The following is a 15,679-nucleotide window of genomic DNA, read 5'->3' as shown; positions in this document are numbered from 1 at the left end:
GGCCCGCATCGAGAAGGCGGGTTCGTTCCCTGCGCCCGATCGTGATCCGCATCCGAAGCGCGGGCGCCTCGGGTGGCTGAGGGTGATCGAGGGTCTCGACCCCGTCACCCACCATCAGGACATCATGCGCATCACGGCGGGCTACGAGTTCCCGTGGGACTACCAGCGCTCGCTCGAGTTCGCTCTGTTCCGCACCTACTGCGTGCCGACGATCTCCGACTTGCTGGCGCGCACCGGGGAGTTCGAGAAGCGACCGCAAAAGCGGTACGACGACACGTCGCTGCTGATGGCCGAGCTGATCGAGCACGGCTACGACTCCGATCGGGGCCGCGAGTCGCTGCGCAACATCAACCGGATGCACGGGATGTACACGATCGACAACGACGACATGCTGTATGTCCTGTCGACGTTCATCTACGACCCGCTGGACTGGATCGACCGGTACGGCTGGCGGCGGCTGCATCCGAACGAGCGCCTCGCCTCGTTCCACTTCTACCGCCAGGTCGGGATCCGGATGGGCATCAAGGACATCCCGGAGTCCTTCCAGGAGCTCCACCGTTTCAAGACGGAGTACGAGCGGACGAAGTTCGTCTACAGCGACTCCAACAACAAGATCGGCACGTACACGCTGCGGCTGTTCGAGTCGTGGTACCCGTCGGTGCTCCGGCCGGTCGTCGCGTCGGCGGTGTATGCGCTGATCGACGAGCAGATGGCGACGGCGTTCGGATTCGAGCAGGGATCGCCGCGGTCGCGGGCGATCGCCGAGTCGGCACTGCGTGCGCGGTCGGCACTGGTGCGCCTGCTGCCGAAGCGCCGGGCGTCGGTGTCGGCGAAGAACCCGCAGAACCGCACGTATCCGGGCTATCCGGTCGGTTACCGGCCGCGCGATCTGGGCGTCGGACACCACTGATCCGGCCGGATCCCGAATCCACTCGGCCCCCGTTCCTCCGCCGGTTCGATCGAATCGGACGGGGAAACGGGGGCCGAGTGGTTGTTCGCTGTGATCAGGCGATGCAGCTGCGACGCCCGCGTGCCGGCAGCGCGAAGGCGGCGGCGAACACGATCACCGCGCATGCCCCGCACGCGAGGTAGGCGAGCGTGAATCCGGTGCCCGAGATCCCGCCGGCCAGGGTGTACGCAGCGAGGATCGAGGCGACCGTCGCGCTGCACACGGTGCTGCCGACGGTGCGCAGCAGCACGTTCACGCCGTTGGCGGCGGCATTCTGCGTGGCCGGGACCGCACCGAGGATGAGCAGCGGCAGCGTGCAGTAGACGAAGGTGGTGCCGACCGCGGCGACGAACACCGCGGCGACGACCGTCCAGACCGGCTTGTCCGGCACGGCATGGACGGCATACCCCGCGATGAGGAACAGCGCACCGGCGAACATCGCGGCGCGTGCGCCGAACCGGTCCGCGACGCGCGCCGCGACGAGCGCGAAGATCATCATCGCGAAACTCGCGGGCAGCTGGCACAGCGCGGCCTGCAGGATCGTCAGCCCGTAGCCGGCTCCCTGTTCGGGCGAGGCCTGCAGCAGCTGAGTGGTGATGAGCGTGTTGCCGTAGAACGCGAAACCGACGACGAGCGCCGTCAGGTGCGGGACCAGGACCGCCCGCTTCGCGGAGACACGCAGGTCGACGAGGGGGTTTCCGTTGCGCAGCTGCTGCATACCCCACAGCAGGAAGAGCACGATCGCGGTCGCGAACATCGTCAGCACCGCGGGACTGGTCCACCCCCACGTGCTGCCCTGGGTGATCGGCACCAGCAGGCACACCAGGGCCCCGGTGAGACCGACGGCGCCGACGGCGTCGAAGCGGCCGCCGGTGCGGGTTCGGGATTCGCGGATGAAGATCACTGCCGCGGCGAGCACACCGGCGCCGATCGCAGTGGTGACCCAGAAGAGCACGTGCCAGTCGGCGTACTCCACGATGGTCGCGGCGAACGGGATACCGACGGCGGTACCGATACCGAGGGTGGCGCTGAGCACGGCGACGGCACGGTCGACGCGCTCCCGGGGCAGTTCGTCCCGGAGGATCGACATGCCGATGGGCAGCACCGCGGCACCGGCGCCCTGCAGCCCGCGGGCCAGGATGAGCAGGCCGATCTGCGAGGTCAGCGCGCAGATCAGGGAGCCCAGCGTCATGAGTGCGAAGGCGGTGACGAGCATCCGCTTCTTGCCGATCATGTCGGCGAGGCGCCCGAAGATGGGGGTCATGATGGCGCCGACCAGCAGTGTCGTGGTCAGCAGCCAGGACGCGGCGGTGGCGCCGGCACCGGTGAGGGCCGGCATGCTCGGCAACAGCGGAACCATGACCGTCTGCATGATGGCCTGGAACACCGCGCCGACGGCGAGAATCGGGAAGACGAAACGCGACGAGCCGCCGTCGGGGGCGGTCGTGCGGGAAGGTGCGACTACTGGTGAGGACAACCGGTCTGTGCGCGGGAAGCGGATGCGCAAGGGGAGAACCGATGCCTGAGTCATCAGAAACTCCTTGCCTGTAGTAAATAATTGTTCACCACTGTAGGTGAACGGTCATTTACCTCACAAGGTGTGAGAGCTTTTTCACTCGCCGTCGAGCAGTTTCTGCACCAGAGGCGCGTACAACGGCAGCACGTCGTCGACCGTCCCGGTCGCGAGCTCTCGCATCATCCGGCGCCGCATGATCGCCAGTCCCATCACCATCGACATCGCCAACTCCGCCCGCAGCCGCGCGTCCGGGCCGGGCAGACGCGCGGCGAGCGCGTCGATCATCTGCGTCGAGTAGTTCTCCCGCAGGGTGCGGTTGCTCTCCTCGCTGGTCCCGCTCATGAACAGGATGTTCATCGACAGCGGACGATAGGGCTCGCTCGGTCGCGCGAGCAACGACACCATGTGCTCGCCGAGGCGTTCCACGGGCGCGTCGAACAGTGTTTCGGCGCCGCTGTGGAAATCGATCAGTTCCTCGAACAACTGCTCCTTGGAGCCGAAGTACTTGATGATCAGCGAGGCGCTGACCCCGGCATCCTCGGCGATGTCCTTGAGCGTGATCTCGCGGTACGGCCGGGTCGCGAACGCGACACCGGCCGCGTCGACGATCAGCTTCCGGGTCTCCTCGGCGGTCCGGCGGCGGCGGTGTTCCGGCGCTCCCGCTTCCGGCGCTCCCGCTTCCGTCGGCGCCGTGTCCCTGGGCACCGACACGGCTACAGCGTCCGGCGACCGGACAACGCCCGGCCGAGGGTCAGTTCGTCGGCGAATTCGAGGTCGCCGCCCATCGGCAGACCCGACGCGAGCCGGGTGACGGTCAGCCCCGGGAAGTCGCGCAGCATCCGCACCAGGTACGTCGCCGTCGCCTCCCCCTCGGTGTTCGGGTCCGTCGCGATGATGACCTCGGTGACGTCGACGCCGTCCTCCTGGTTGCCGATGCGGGTCAGCAACTCGCGGATGCGCAGCTGGTCCGGGCCGATCCCGTTGAGCGGATCGAGCGCACCGCCCAGCACGTGGTAGCGGCCGCGGAACTCCCGGGTGCGTTCGATGGCCTGCACGTCCTTGGGTTCTTCGACAACGCAGATCTGGGTGCGGTCGCGCCGCGGGTCCGCGCAGATCCGGCACCGTTCGTGATCGGACACGGTGCCGCACACCTCGCAGAAGCGCACGCCGTCGCGCACTCTCTGCAGGGCCGCCTGCAACCGGTCGATCTCCGGCGGCTCCACCGACAGCAGGTGGAACGCGATGCGCTGGGCGCTCTTCGGGCCGACGCCCGGCAGTTTCCCGAGTTCGTCGATCAGGTCCTGGACGGGTCCCTCGTACACGCCGGTCCTCTAGAACCCGGGCAGGCCCGGGATACCGCCCCCGAGACCGCCGGCCAGCGGGCCCAGCTTCTCCGCGGCGATTTCCTGTGCCTTCGCGGACGCGTCGGCGATCGCACCGACCACCAGATCCTGCAGCGTCTCGACGTCTTCCGGGTCGACGACCTTCGGGTCGATGTGCACGGCCACGACCTCACCGGTGCCCTTGACGGTCGCGGTCACCAGGCCGCCACCGGCCTGACCGGTCACCTCCGCCTCGGCCATCTCGGCCTGCGCGGACATCAGCTGCTGCTGCATCTGCTGGGCCTGGGCGAGGAGCTGTTGCATATCGGGCATTCCACCGGGCTGCACGAGCACGTCCTTTCAGCAAGTTTCCACCGCCAGCGTAGTCGCTCGCCGGTACCGTGACGGAATGCGTGCGCGCCGGTGGTCGGGATGGATCGTCCCAGTTGCTGTTGCTGCGGTGCTGGTTGCCGGGGGCGGCCCGGCGCCGGCGCAACCGGGAAGCGGCCCGCTCGCCGGCCGCACCGTCTATCTCGACCCGGGGCACAGCGGCGCGAACGACGGCACCCTCACCACCCAGGTCCCCACGGGACGCGGCGGCACCAAGGACTGCCAGACCACCGGGACCGCCACCGACGACGGATACGCCGAGCACACCTTCAACTGGCAGCTGGCGGAGCTGGTCCGCGACGACCTCGTCGCGCTCGGAGCCCGGGTGCTGCTGAGCCGGTCCGACGACAGCTCGGTCGGCAGCTGCGTCGACCGGCGTGCGATCGAAGCGAACGAGGCCGGGGTGGACGCCGCAGTCAGCCTGCACGCCGACGGCGCCGCCGCCGACGCCCACGGCTTCCACGTGAACTACTCGGCGCCGCCGCTCAACGAAGTACAGGCCGGGCCGTCCGTCGCGCTGGCGACCTCGATCCGCGACGCACTGCTCGCCGCAGGAGCCACGCCGTCGACCTATCTGGGCGCCGACGGGCTGCTCGGCCGCGACGACCTGGCCGGCCTGAACCTGTCGCAGCGCCCGTCCGTGCTCGTCGAGGTGGGCAACATGCGCAACCCCGGCGACGCCGCGCGCATGGCCGATCCCGCGGGCCGCGCTCAGCTGGCCGGTGCGGTCGTCGCGGGGATCGCGGCGTTCCTCGGGTGACGACCGACCCCCGTCGAACCCTGCTGTCAGTCGACTTCGCGACGAAGGTTCTCGAGCACCTGCTGCTGGATCTTGCGCAGCCCGAGCGGAGCGAAGGTGCGTTCGAAGTAGCCGCCGATGCCGCTCCCACCCTTCCACTGGGTCAGCGTCACGACGGTCGACCCGGTGCCGTTCGGCACCACGCTCCACGTGGTGACCAGCGTCGAATTCGCGTCCTCTTCGGTGATCGTGCTGCCCGACACCGACACCTTCGCCTCGATGTCGCGGACGCGCTTCTCGGTGGCGTGCAGTTTCCACCGCGCGACGGTTCCGGTGCCCTGACCGCCCGAGACGACCCGGTAGTCGGTGTAGTGGTCGGAGAGGATGCGCGGTCGCACCGTCTCGTAGTCCGCGAGGGCCGCGAGCACCCGCTCGGGAGCCGCCGCGAGCTGAATCGAACTGCTTGCGCTGACCTGCGCCATTGGGGTCCTCCTGGTGTCGTGTCTCGGCCGTCTGCGGTCGCACCGACCGGCAACTCGTCGAGTCCGCGCGGTAACCGGACGTACTCGACACTCCGGTCTATTGTGGATTGCGCCCGCAGACGCCGAGCCCGCAGGGGGAGCCGAATGCCGAGTACGCCACGTCAGATCGTTCCGACCGGTGTGCCGGCGCACCGTGAAGGCGTGGACCGCCTGCTTCGTTCCTACCGCAACATCCCCGGCGACGCACCGGTTCGGCTCGCGAAGAAGACCTCGAATCTGTTCCGCGCCCGCGCAGAGATTTCCGCACCCGGCCTGGACGTCTCCGGTCTCGGCGGGGTGATCTCCGTGGATCCGAAGGCGCGCACCGCCGATGTGGCGGGAATGTGCACCTACGAGGACCTCGTGGACGCCACGCTCCCCTACGGTCTTGTGCCGCTCGTGGTGCCGCAGCTCAAGACCATCACGCTCGGCGGTGCCGTCACCGGGCTCGGGATCGAGTCCACGTCGTTCCGCAACGGCCTTCCGCACGAGTCGGTCCTGGAGATGGACATCCTCACCGGTGCCGGTGAGATCGTCACCGCCACCCCGGACAACGAGCACGCCGACCTGTTCCGGGGCTTTCCCAACTCCTACGGTTCGCTCGGCTACGCAACGAGGCTGCGCATCGAACTCGAGCCGGTGAAACCCTATGTTGCGCTGCGGCACCTGCGGTTCGATTCGCTCGGCGCGCTGCAGGCCGCACTGGACCGCATCGTCAACGAACGCAGCCATGCGGGCGTGCCGGTCGACTATCTCGACGGCACCGTGTTCTCGGCGACCGAGAGCTACCTGACTCTCGGTACACAGACCGACGAGCCGGGTCCGGTCAGCGACTACACCGGCGAACACATCTACTACCGCTCGATCCAGCACGCTTCGGTCAACCATCCCAAGACCGACCGCCTCACGATCCGCGACTACCTGTGGCGGTGGGACACCGACTGGTTCTGGTGCTCACGCGCATTCGGCGCCCAGAACCCGCGGATCCGGCGCTGGTGGCCGAAGAGTCTGCTGCGCAGCAGCTTCTACTGGAAGCTCATCGCACTCGACCACAAGTACGGCATCGCCGACCGGATCGAGGCCCGCAAGGGGAACCCGCCCCGCGAGCGCGTCGTCCAGGACGTCGAGGTGCCCATCGAGCGCACCGCAGAGTTCATGCGGTGGTTCCTCGCCGAGATCCCGATCGAACCGGTGTGGCTGTGCCCGCTGCGGTTGCGTGATCGCAGCGCCCCGTCCGATGCGTTGTCGTTCGACGCGCAGCGGCCGTGGCCGATGTACCCGCTCGAGCCGAAGCGCACCTACGTGAACGTCGGATTCTGGTCGTCGGTTCCGGTCGTCCCCGGCAACATCGAAGGAGCCGCAAACCGGACGATCGAGCGGAAGGTCGCCGAACTCGACGGCCACAAGTCGCTGTACTCGGATTCCTACTATTCGCGGGAAGAATTCGAAAAGCTCTACTACGGCGGGGGCGAATACCCGGCGCTGAAACAGAAGTACGACCCCAGGTCCCGTCTGCTGGACCTCTTCGCGAAGGCGGTGCATCGAAAGTGACCACATTCAAATCGGCGCCGACAACCCGCAGAGCGGGTGGACACGACGACAAGCTGAATCTGGCGGAGATCGTCGAGATCGTGACCGGCGGCGACATGCCGCTGCGATTCACCGCGTACGACGGGTCCGCCGCCGGACCGGAGGACTCCCCGTTCGGCCTGGCCCTGAAGTCCCCGCGCGGTGCCACCTACATCGCGACCGCCCCCGGCGACCTCGGGATGGCCCGCGCCTACGTCGCCGGCGATCTCGAACCCGAAGGGGTGCATCCCGGCAACCCCTACGAACTGCTGAAATCGCTGGGCGACCTGCACTTCGAACGCCCGCCGGCGCTGGTCCTCGCCCAGATCGCACGGTCGCTGGGTCGTGACCTGCTGCGGCCGATCGCCCCGCCGCCGCAGGAACACCTGCCGCGCTGGCGCCGGATCGCGGAGGGCCTGAGGCATTCCCGCAGCCGCGACGCCGAGGTCATCCACCACCACTACGACGTGTCGAACGAGTTCTACGAAATGGTGCTCGGCCCGTCCATGACCTACACGTGCGCCCTGTTCGAGTCCGAGGACCAGACGCTCGAGGAGGCGCAGGAGAACAAGTACCGGATCGTCTTCGAGAAGCTGAACCTGAAGCCCGGCGACCGCCTGCTCGACATCGGTTGCGGCTGGGGCGGAATGGTCCGGTACGCGGCGCGCCGCGGCGTCAAGGCGATCGGCGCGACGCTGTCGCGCGAGCAGGCGGAGTGGGCGCAGAAGGCGATCGCCGCGGAGGGACTGAGCGATCTGGCCGAGGTGCGGTTCTCCGACTACCGGGACGTACCCGAGACCGGCTTCGACGCCATCTCCTCGATCGGGTTGACCGAGCACATCGGCGTCAGCAACTACCCTGCGTACTTCGGGTTGCTGCACAGCAAACTCCGCGAGGGTGGCCTGCTCCTCAACCACTGCATCACCCGTCCCCGCAACAACGGGAAGGTGAAGGCCGGCGGGTTCATCGACCGCTACGTCTTCCCCGACGGCGAGCTGACCGGTTCCGGCCGGATCATCACCGAGGCGCAGGACGTCGGCTTCGAGGTGCTCCACGAGGAGAACCTGCGTCAGCACTACGCCCTGACGCTCAAGGGCTGGTGCGAGTACCTCGAGGCCAACTGGGATGCGTGCGTCGCCGAGGTCGGTGAGGGCACGGCCCGCGTATGGGGCCTGTACATGGCCGGATCCCGGCTCGGATTCGAGCGCAATATCGTTCAGCTGCACCATGTTCTGGCGGTCAAGCTCGGCGCCGACCAGCGGCCCCTGACCCCGCTGCGTCCCTGGTGGAAGCCGTAGGCGGCTCCGCCGCCCGTGCGTGGTTTCGGTAGCACCCACTACCGAAACCACGCACGACACTCGCAGGGGCCGGGAGCGTCGCGCACCCACCCCAGCCTGGTCAGCACCGCTTCGACCTCCCGCGCGACCTCGCACGGCGCCGACGCGACCTCCTGATAGCCGAAGACCAGCCGCGCCCGTCCGGCCAGTTCGGCGGCGTTGTCGCGACGCCGGTCCCGGAATGCGACCTCGACCATCGAATGCGCCCACCGGCCGTCCAGCCGAACCGTGAGCGGGCATCCGGCGGCGTCGTAGGTGCAGTCCTCGTACAACGTCCGGCCGTCGACGACCGTCGGGGCCTGCCGGGTCGCGACGGGCAGTGCGTGCGCCTGCTCGACGTCGATCGCGTAGTGATATTCGAGGACGGACTGCACACCGTCCGCCAGCAACGTCAGGGCCTCGGTGATCGGACCGCGGTAGCGGTACGGTGGCCGTTCCTCGATCCGCCGGCGCACATCGTGCAGTCGCAGCCCGGCGTTCGTGACCGTGGAGATCAGCGACATGTACGCCTCTCGCGGAGACGCTTGCGCCGTCGCCAGATCCAGTGCCGTGTCGACCTTCGTCGTGCGCGGCAACCGTGCGTCGACACCGATGTAGGCGTGCGCGCGGGACCGGTGCACGACGACCCCGGGATGCAGCGAGGCGGACGGTTTCGACACCGGCAGTTTCGCCTTCGGCCCGGCTGCCCGGACGGTCGCGCGTTGTGGCAGTGCGGATTTGCCGACCGGGACCGTGATGTGGACGGGTGCGGTGTCGTCGACGGGCAGCATGCCCCAGACCTCCGCCGCCGTGCGATGACTGAGCATCGCCGGACCGCCTCCGTACAACAGCGCAGCTTCGAGCACCATCGTCCGGGTGAGCGGTCCGCTGCTGACTGCGTAGACACCCTGCAGCACCCGTTGCCAACGCCCGGTGTCGAGCAGGTGCCGGACCGCTCCCCTGCCGATACCCGCCTCCGTCAGCTCGGCCTGGGTGACCAGACCGGTGCGGTCGTCGAACAGCCTCTGTACGTTGCTTTTTCCGAAATCATCCCCCATGCGGTCGATGATGACCGACGCGGAGACGGGAAAGGCTCCCGACCGGGGTCGGGAGCCCTTTCCTGTGGATAACTCGTGCGTGGTTTTGGTAGCTGCTGCTACCAAAACCACGCACGGGCGCGCTAGCGCAGGGAAGCCGGCGGGGTGAAGCGCTCGCCGTACTTGGCGGCGAGTTCCTCGGCCCGCTTGACGAAGCCTTCCTTGCCACCCGGGTAGCCGACGATGAACTGCGCGACACCACCGGTCCAGGCCGGGAAGCCGATGCCGAGGATCGAACCGATGTTGGCGTCGGCGGTCGTCTCCAGAACGCCCTCGTCGAAGCACTTCTGGGTCTCGATCGCCTCGGCGAACAGCATGCGGTCGATCAGGTCCTGCAGCGGCACGTCGAGCGTCGCCTCGGTCTGGTAGTGGTCGCGCAGACCCTGCCAGATGCCGAGACGCTTGCCGGTCTCGTCGTACTCGTAGAAGCCGGCCTTCTCGAGGCGGCCCGGACGGCCCTGCTCGACCATCCAGTCGACGACGTCGAGCGCGGGGTGGCGGGTGGTGCCGAGCTTGGTGTCACCCTTGGCCGCGGCCTCGGCCGTTTCCTTCGCGATCTTCTGCATGAGCTTCATGTTCAGCTCGTCGGTCAGCTGCAGAGGCGGAGCCGGGTAACCGGCCTGCGAGCCGGCCTGCTCGATCGTCGAGGGCTCGATGCCCTCGCCGAGCATCGCGATGGCCTCGTTCACGAACGTGCCGATCACCCGCGAGGTGAAGAAGCCGCGGCTGTCGTTCACGACGATCGGGGTCTTGCGGATCGCGAGCGTGTAGTCGAACACGCGGGCCAGCGCCTCGTCGGAGGTCTTCTCGCCCTTGATGATCTCGACCAGCGGCATCTTGTCGACCGGGGAGAAGAAGTGGATGCCGATGAAGTCCTCGGGGCGCTTCACACCGGTCGCGAGACCCGTGATCGGCAGCGTCGAGGTGTTCGAGCCGAGCAGCGCGTCGGGATCGACGATGTCCTCGATCTCCTGGAACACCTTGTGCTTGAGCTCGGTGTTCTCGAAGACGGCCTCGATGACGAAGTCGACGCCCGCGAAGTCGGCGGCGTCGGCGGTCGGCTTGATGCGATCGAGCAGAGCCTTCGACTTCTCCTCGGTGGTCTTGCCACGCGAGAGGGCCTTGGCCTCGATCTTCTCCGAGTAGCTCTTGCCACGCTCGGCGGCCTCGAGGGTGACGTCCTTGAGGACGACCTCGAAACCGGCCTTGGCGGAGACGTACGCGATGCCGGCGCCCATCATGCCCGCGCCGAGCACGCCGACCTTCTTGATCTCACGCTTCGGCACGTCCTTCGGACGCGAGGCGCCCGAGTTGATGGCCTGCATGTCGAAGAAGAACGCCTGGATCATGTTCTTCGCGACCTGGCCGGTGGCCAGCTCGACGAAGTAGCGGGACTCGATGGTCGACGCGTTGTCGAAGTCGACCTGCGAGCCCTCGACCGCCGCGGCCATGATGGCGCGCGGAGCCGGCATCGGAGCACCCTTGAGCTGCTTGCGCAGGTTCGCGGGGAACGCCGGGAGGTTCGCGGCGAAGGCCGGCGACGACGGGGTGCCACCGGGGATCTTGTAGCCCTTGACATCCCACGGCTGCACGCCGCCCTCGGGGTTGGCCTTGATCCACGCCTTCGCGGCCGGGACGAGTTCCTCGATGCTGCCGACGACCTCGTGGATCAGGCCGAGTTCCTTGGCCTTGACCGCGTTGTACTTGTTGCCCTGCAACAGAACCGAGAGCAGCGCGGTCTGGATACCGAGCAGGCGGACGGTGCGGGTGACGCCACCGCCACCGGGCAGCAGGCCGAGGCTCGCCTCGGGCAGACCGATCTGCACGCCCTTGACGTCGGCGGCGATGCGGTGGTGGGTCGCGAGGGCGATCTCGAGGCCGCCACCGAGAGCGGCACCGTTGATCGCGGCGACGACGGGCTTGCCGAGGGTCTCGAGGCGACGCAGGTCCGCCTTGATGTCCTGCACCTCGTCGAACGTCGCCTGCGCGTCGTCGGGTCCGATGGCGATGAGGTTGCGCAGGTCGCCGCCGGCGAAGAAGGTCTTCTTCGCGGAGGTGATCACGACACCGGTGATCGAATCCTTCTCGGCGACGAGACGATCCACGGTCGCCTTCATCGAGGACTTGTAGAGCGCGTTCATCGTGTTCGCGCCCTGGTTGGGGTCGTCGAGGGTCAGCACGACGATGCCGTCGGCGTCCTTATCCCAGGAAATCATGTTGTCGCTCACTGTTTTTCAGATTCCTTCCGGTGTCAGACGCGCTCGATGATGGTGGCCACACCCATACCGCCACCGATGCACAGGGTGACGAGGGCGCGCTTGGCTCCGCGACGCTCGAGCTCGTCGACCATCGTGCCGGTGATCATGGCGCCCGTGGCGCCGAGCGGGTGGCCCATCGCGATGGCGCCGCCGTTGACGTTGAGCTTCTCGTCCGGGATGTTCAGATCCTTCTGGAACTTCAGGACGACGGAGGCGAAGGCCTCGTTGATCTCGAACAGGTCGATGTCGTCGACCGTCAGGCCCGCCGCGGCGAGGACCTTGTGCGCGGCCGGGGTGGGGCCGGTGAGCATGATCGTCGAGTCGGCACCGGAGGTGGCGGTCGCGACGACGCGGGCACGCGGGGTCAGGCCCAGGTCCTTGCCGGCCTGCTCGGAACCGACGAGCACCAGCGCGGCACCGTCGACGATGCCGGAGCTGTTGCCACCGTGGTGGACGTGGTTGATCTTCTCGACGAAGTGGTACTTCTGCATGGCCACGGCGTCGAAGCCGCCCATCTCACCGATCGTCGCGAACGACGGGGCGAGCTTGCCGAGGCCCTCGAGGGTGGTGTCGGGGCGCATGTGCTCGTCGTGGTCGAGGATGGTCAGGCCGTTCTGGTCCTTGACCGGCACGACCGACTTGGAGAAGTAGCCACCGGACCACGCGGCAGCGGCGAGCTGCTGCGAACGCAGGGCGTAGGCATCGACGTCCTCGCGGCTGAAGCCCTCGATGGTCGCGATGAGGTCGGCGGAGATGCCCTGGGGCACGAGGTAGCTGTCGTAGTTGGTGGCGGGATCGAGCATCCACGCGCCACCGTCGGAGCCCATCGGGACACGCGACATGGACTCGACACCGCCGGCGATGACCAGCTCGTCCCAGCCGGAGCGCACCTTCTGCGCAGCCAGGTTCACGGCCTCGAGGCCGGAGGCACAGAAGCGGTTGAGCTGGAAGCCGCCGGTGGTCACGGGCAGGCCGGACACGGTGACCGCGGTGCGCGCGATGTCGGCACCCTGGTCGCCGACCGGGCCGACGACGCCGAGGATCAGGTCGGAGATGCGGTTCTCGTCCAGGTCGGGGAAGCGAACACGCAGCTCGTCGATCAGGCCCGTAACCAGGGAGATCGGCTTGACGGAGTGCAGCGACCCGGTCTTCTTGCCGCGGCCGCGCGGAGTTCGGATGGCTTCATAGATGAATGCCTCTGTGGTCACAGTGCGGGGTTCCTTCCCGTGCTTTCGAATGTGACGGGCGTTGTCCGCTGTGACAGCAGCCACGCCCAACCTCCACCACCCTAGGAGCGTCCGGTCCGGCGGTTAAGGACCGAACCGATCGGAGTCCGTGACCGAAGCGAGCGAGCGCTCGGGTGCGGGACGGACGGGTCGCGTCAGATACCGAGACCGGCCTCGCGGGCCCGCACGATCGCGGTCGCGCGGTCGACGGCACCGAGTTTGCCCAGCACGTTCGACACGTGGTTGCGCACCGTCTTCTGGCTCAGGACCAGCCGCCGCGAGATCGTGGCGTTGTCGTAGCCGCGCGCGACCAGGTCCAGCACCTCGCGTTCGCGATCGGTCAGTTCGGGGAACGCACCGCGCGCGACCGTGCGGGACGTGGCCATCACACCCAGCGCCTTCTCCGCGACCGAGGCGCCGACGATCAGTTCCCCGCCCGCGACCGCACGGATCGCGCGTTCCACCCCGGACGGATCGGCACCTTTGACGAGGTATCCGCGCGCCCCGGCCCGCATCGCCGCGACGAGCAGATCCGCGTCCTCGTGCATGGTCACCATCAGCACCCGGAGTGCGGGATATTTCGCGACGAGACCGGTGGTCGCTTCGATGCCGGAACCGTCACCGAGTTCGATGTCCATCAGCACGACGTCGACGTCCGCGGTCACCACGTCGAGGGCCTGGCTCACCGAGCTGGCCTCGGCGACCACGTCGATTCCGTCGAGGGTGCCGAGCAGTGCGACCATCCCGAGCCGGAAGACGGGATGGTCGTCGACGACGGCGACACGGATGCTCATGACCCTCCTGCCGGAACTGCCGGTGACGTGGCCGTCCACGGCAGACGAGCACGCACGACGGTGCCGTGCGGGTGTGCTTCGGTGATGTCGACGACCCCGCCGACGTCGCGGGCACGTTCGCGCATGCTGTGGGTGCCGACGCCGACGCGGGCGTCCGGTCCCCTACCGCGACCGTCGTCGCTGACCTCGACGGTGAGCAGGTCTCCGGTGGTGTGGATGCGGACCGTGCATCCGCGAGCACCGGAATGCCTGCGCGCGTTCGTGACCGCTTCGACGGTGATGCCGTACGCCGCGGCGGCCACCGCCCGGGACAGTCCGGCCGGAGCGTCGGCGTCGACGTCGATTTCGAACCCGATGTGCGAATGTGTGCCGGCGAGTTCGTCGACCGCGGCGACGAGTCCCAATTCGTCGAGCACCGGCGGGAGCAGCCCCCGCGACAGTTCCCGCACGCCCTCGACCTGATGGTCGAGTTCGCGCAGCAGCGCATCGATCAGTTCCAGGGCGGCCGTCGGGTCCGTGGCGGCGAGGTTGCGGGCGCCCTGCAGCCCGAGCCGGATTCCGGCCAGGGACGGGCCGAGCCCGTCGTGCAGTTCCCGACGGATGGTGCGCCGCTCCTCGAGGCGTGCCTCCCTGAGCTGGTGCCGCGCCGCGTCGAGTTCCTCTGCGGACCGCAACACGACCAGCCCGGCTTCCACGACGGTGGCGAGCTCACCGAGCGCGCGCAGGCTGCGGGGCCCGAGGGCTTCGCCGGGCGGCGCGGTCACCGAAAGGGTTCCGGACTCGAGCGTCATCTCCTCGACGCGACCGGTGGGTTCTCCCCAGCGGGCGAGGATCTCGCCGTCCCGGCTCACCGTGACCGATTCGAGCCGCAGCGCGGTGCCGATGCCCGCGGTGAGGTCGCCGAGGAGTCGGCGGGGAGTGCCGGCGCCCGCGAAGTGACGGCCGAGATTCTGTACCGCGCGGGCGGAGTCGATACCGTCGCCGTACACGAGGCGGTGCACGCGGCGGGTCAGGTGGCTCCGCACCGGCTGCACGGCCAGCGCGACCGCGGTCGCGGCGATGGCCTGGGCGACGACCGAGCCGTCCGTCGGCAACATCAGCGACGCGGTCACCGCGACCACGAGATACCCGGCGGCGAGCACCGCGACGAGACTGCCGGCGAGCGCGGCGCGGCTGACCGCGAAATCCAATCCCCACAGTCGTTGCCGCAGCACCACCACGAGGATCGCGACGGGGTAGAACGCCTGGGTCGCCAGGTGGATCAGCGGAGTGAGCATCCACGGCAGGCCGGGGACGGCGAGCGGAATGTAGGAGGCCGTCATCAGCGCCGCGCCGAGTGCGAGCCAGCCGAGCCCGGCGGACTCCGCCGCCGGAGCGGTGCGGCGCCGCCACAGCACGTGCGCTGCGGCGAGGAACCCGACCACCACGACGGGCAGCACCAGCCACAGGTCGGCGGTTTCGGTGTACGTGCGGGCCCACCAGAACCATACGGTCGCAACAGTTCCGGCGGTCACGCCGATCCGCTCGAGCTGCCCGAGCGTGCCGTCCCGGACCAGCCACGGCACCACCAGGAACAACGCGAGCGTTCCCGGGATCCACGCCGAATTCTGCAGGGGCGCGAGCGCGCCGACGAACGGCAACTCGGGTCGCACGAGCGCGAGCCGCGACCACGCGTAGGACAGCGCCGCGATACCCGGGCCGATCGCGGCGACCGCCGTGATGATCGGCACCGGATGCACGCGACGCGCGAGCACCACCCCCGTGACCGTGCCGTACACGGCGGCACCGACGACGTCGACGAGGAAGAACAACTGATCGGCGTCCAGCGTCGGCCGGGCGCCGAAGAACACCACGACCGACACGACCGCGAGCGCCCAGGCCAGGACGGCGACGACTGCGGCGGGCACCGGTGCTCCACCGGTGCCCGCCGACCCCTCGTTCTCGTGCGCGACTGTCATGGTGCGCCGAGTATCCCCGATTCC

14 protein-coding genes are annotated in these 15,679 nt (G+C 68.5%); 4 read left to right on the top strand and 10 right to left on the bottom strand.

Features of this window, described 5'->3' with window-relative positions; translation table 11 throughout:
• The first annotated feature begins 7 nt into the window (after positions 1 to 7).
• Positions 8 to 910: an oxygenase MpaB family protein gene (locus tag ACWDTS_RS20650; RefSeq protein WP_450118938.1), complete on the top strand. Its 903-nt coding sequence runs from the start codon at positions 8 to 10 to the stop codon at positions 908 to 910.
• Positions 911 to 1,004: 94 nt separating this feature from the next.
• On the opposite strand, the gene ACWDTS_RS20645 is transcribed toward ACWDTS_RS20650, so the two are convergent.
• The 4 genes from ACWDTS_RS20645 to ACWDTS_RS20630 all read right to left on the bottom strand — a co-directional run bounded on the left by ACWDTS_RS20645 (position 1,005) and on the right by ACWDTS_RS20630 (position 4,120).
• Entirely contained in the window at positions 1,005 to 2,480 is a 1,476-nt protein-coding gene (locus ACWDTS_RS20645; RefSeq protein ID WP_450118932.1) for an MFS transporter, read from the bottom strand.
• 81 nt (positions 2,481 to 2,561) lie between these two features.
• Entirely contained in the window at positions 2,562 to 3,077 is a 516-nt protein-coding gene (locus ACWDTS_RS20640; protein WP_231611642.1) for a TetR/AcrR family transcriptional regulator, read from the bottom strand.
• 101 nt (positions 3,078 to 3,178) lie between these two features.
• Positions 3,179 to 3,787 (bottom strand): recombination mediator RecR, encoded by a 609-nt coding sequence (recR, locus tag ACWDTS_RS20635; protein ID WP_450109704.1) that lies wholly within the window; start codon positions 3,785 to 3,787, stop codon positions 3,179 to 3,181.
• Between the two features lie 9 nt (positions 3,788 to 3,796).
• Positions 3,797 to 4,120 carry a YbaB/EbfC family nucleoid-associated protein gene (locus ACWDTS_RS20630; RefSeq protein WP_072813514.1) on the bottom strand — a complete coding sequence of 108 codons (324 nt, stop codon included), beginning with the start codon at positions 4,118 to 4,120 and terminating at the stop codon, positions 3,797 to 3,799.
• Between the two features lie 76 nt (positions 4,121 to 4,196).
• Between ACWDTS_RS20630 and ACWDTS_RS20625 the strand changes: the two genes are divergently transcribed.
• The gene (locus tag ACWDTS_RS20625; protein WP_450118931.1) at positions 4,197 to 4,937 is read left to right on the top strand and encodes an Rv3717 family N-acetylmuramoyl-L-alanine amidase; all 741 of its coding nucleotides are present in this window, start codon (positions 4,197 to 4,199) and stop codon (positions 4,935 to 4,937) included.
• Between the two features lie 26 nt (positions 4,938 to 4,963).
• Here ACWDTS_RS20625 and ACWDTS_RS20620 read toward each other — a convergent pair whose 3' ends face one another.
• Positions 4,964 to 5,398 (bottom strand): SRPBCC family protein, encoded by a 435-nt coding sequence (locus ACWDTS_RS20620; RefSeq protein WP_450118930.1) that lies wholly within the window; start codon positions 5,396 to 5,398, stop codon positions 4,964 to 4,966.
• Between the two features lie 144 nt (positions 5,399 to 5,542).
• Between ACWDTS_RS20620 and ACWDTS_RS20615 the strand changes: the two genes are divergently transcribed.
• A complete protein-coding gene (locus tag ACWDTS_RS20615) occupies positions 5,543 to 6,988 on the top strand; it encodes an FAD-binding oxidoreductase (RefSeq protein ID WP_450118929.1) in 1,446 nt (481 codons plus the stop codon).
• Positions 6,985 to 8,304 carry a class I SAM-dependent methyltransferase gene (locus tag ACWDTS_RS20610; RefSeq protein WP_307846603.1) on the top strand — a complete coding sequence of 440 codons (1,320 nt, stop codon included), beginning with the start codon at positions 6,985 to 6,987 and terminating at the stop codon, positions 8,302 to 8,304. The genes ACWDTS_RS20615 and ACWDTS_RS20610 overlap by 4 nt, the downstream gene beginning before the upstream one ends.
• A 38-nt stretch (positions 8,305 to 8,342) precedes the next feature.
• On the opposite strand, the gene ACWDTS_RS20605 is transcribed toward ACWDTS_RS20610, so the two are convergent.
• From ACWDTS_RS20605 to ACWDTS_RS20585, 5 genes are all read right to left on the bottom strand, one after another.
• A complete protein-coding gene (locus ACWDTS_RS20605; RefSeq protein ID WP_450118928.1) occupies positions 8,343 to 9,380 on the bottom strand; it encodes a type IV toxin-antitoxin system AbiEi family antitoxin domain-containing protein in 1,038 nt (345 codons plus the stop codon).
• Positions 9,381 to 9,502: 122 nt separating this feature from the next.
• The gene (locus tag ACWDTS_RS20600) at positions 9,503 to 11,647 is read right to left on the bottom strand and encodes a 3-hydroxyacyl-CoA dehydrogenase NAD-binding domain-containing protein (protein WP_450118927.1); all 2,145 of its coding nucleotides are present in this window, start codon (positions 11,645 to 11,647) and stop codon (positions 9,503 to 9,505) included.
• 23 nt (positions 11,648 to 11,670) lie between these two features.
• Entirely contained in the window at positions 11,671 to 12,885 is a 1,215-nt protein-coding gene (locus ACWDTS_RS20595) for an acetyl-CoA C-acetyltransferase (protein WP_197256982.1), read from the bottom strand.
• A gap of 173 nt (positions 12,886 to 13,058) precedes the next feature.
• A complete protein-coding gene (locus ACWDTS_RS20590) occupies positions 13,059 to 13,697 on the bottom strand; it encodes a response regulator (RefSeq protein WP_450118926.1) in 639 nt (212 codons plus the stop codon).
• Positions 13,694 to 15,655, bottom strand: coding sequence for a histidine kinase (locus tag ACWDTS_RS20585; protein ID WP_450118925.1), 1,962 nt, complete (start codon positions 15,653 to 15,655; stop codon positions 13,694 to 13,696). Before ACWDTS_RS20585 ends, ACWDTS_RS20590 begins: the two co-directional genes overlap by 4 nt.
• Positions 15,656 to 15,679: the final 24 nt, after the last annotated feature.

The organism is Rhodococcus sp. NPDC003383 (genome assembly GCF_053589115.1).
The sequence above is the reverse complement of the archived record's forward strand: the minus strand, read 5'-3'. Positions and strand labels throughout refer to the sequence as shown.

Coding starts and splice junctions, on each gene's coding strand:
- ACWDTS_RS20645 (WP_450118932.1), bottom strand. CDS start 2,480: ATGACTCAGGCATCGGTTCTCCCCTTGCGCATCCGCTTCCCGCGCACA.
- ACWDTS_RS20630 (WP_072813514.1), bottom strand. CDS start 4,120: ATGCCCGATATGCAACAGCTCCTCGCCCAGGCCCAGCAGATGCAGCAG.
- ACWDTS_RS20625 (WP_450118931.1), top strand. CDS start 4,197: ATGCGTGCGCGCCGGTGGTCGGGATGGATCGTCCCAGTTGCTGTTGCT.
- ACWDTS_RS20620 (WP_450118930.1), bottom strand. CDS start 5,398: ATGGCGCAGGTCAGCGCAAGCAGTTCGATTCAGCTCGCGGCGGCTCCC.
- ACWDTS_RS20615 (WP_450118929.1), top strand. CDS start 5,543: ATGCCGAGTACGCCACGTCAGATCGTTCCGACCGGTGTGCCGGCGCAC.
- ACWDTS_RS20605 (WP_450118928.1), bottom strand. CDS start 9,380: ATGGGGGATGATTTCGGAAAAAGCAACGTACAGAGGCTGTTCGACGAC.
- ACWDTS_RS20590 (WP_450118926.1), bottom strand. CDS start 13,697: ATGAGCATCCGTGTCGCCGTCGTCGACGACCATCCCGTCTTCCGGCTC.
- ACWDTS_RS20585 (WP_450118925.1), bottom strand. CDS start 15,655: ATGACAGTCGCGCACGAGAACGAGGGGTCGGCGGGCACCGGTGGAGCA.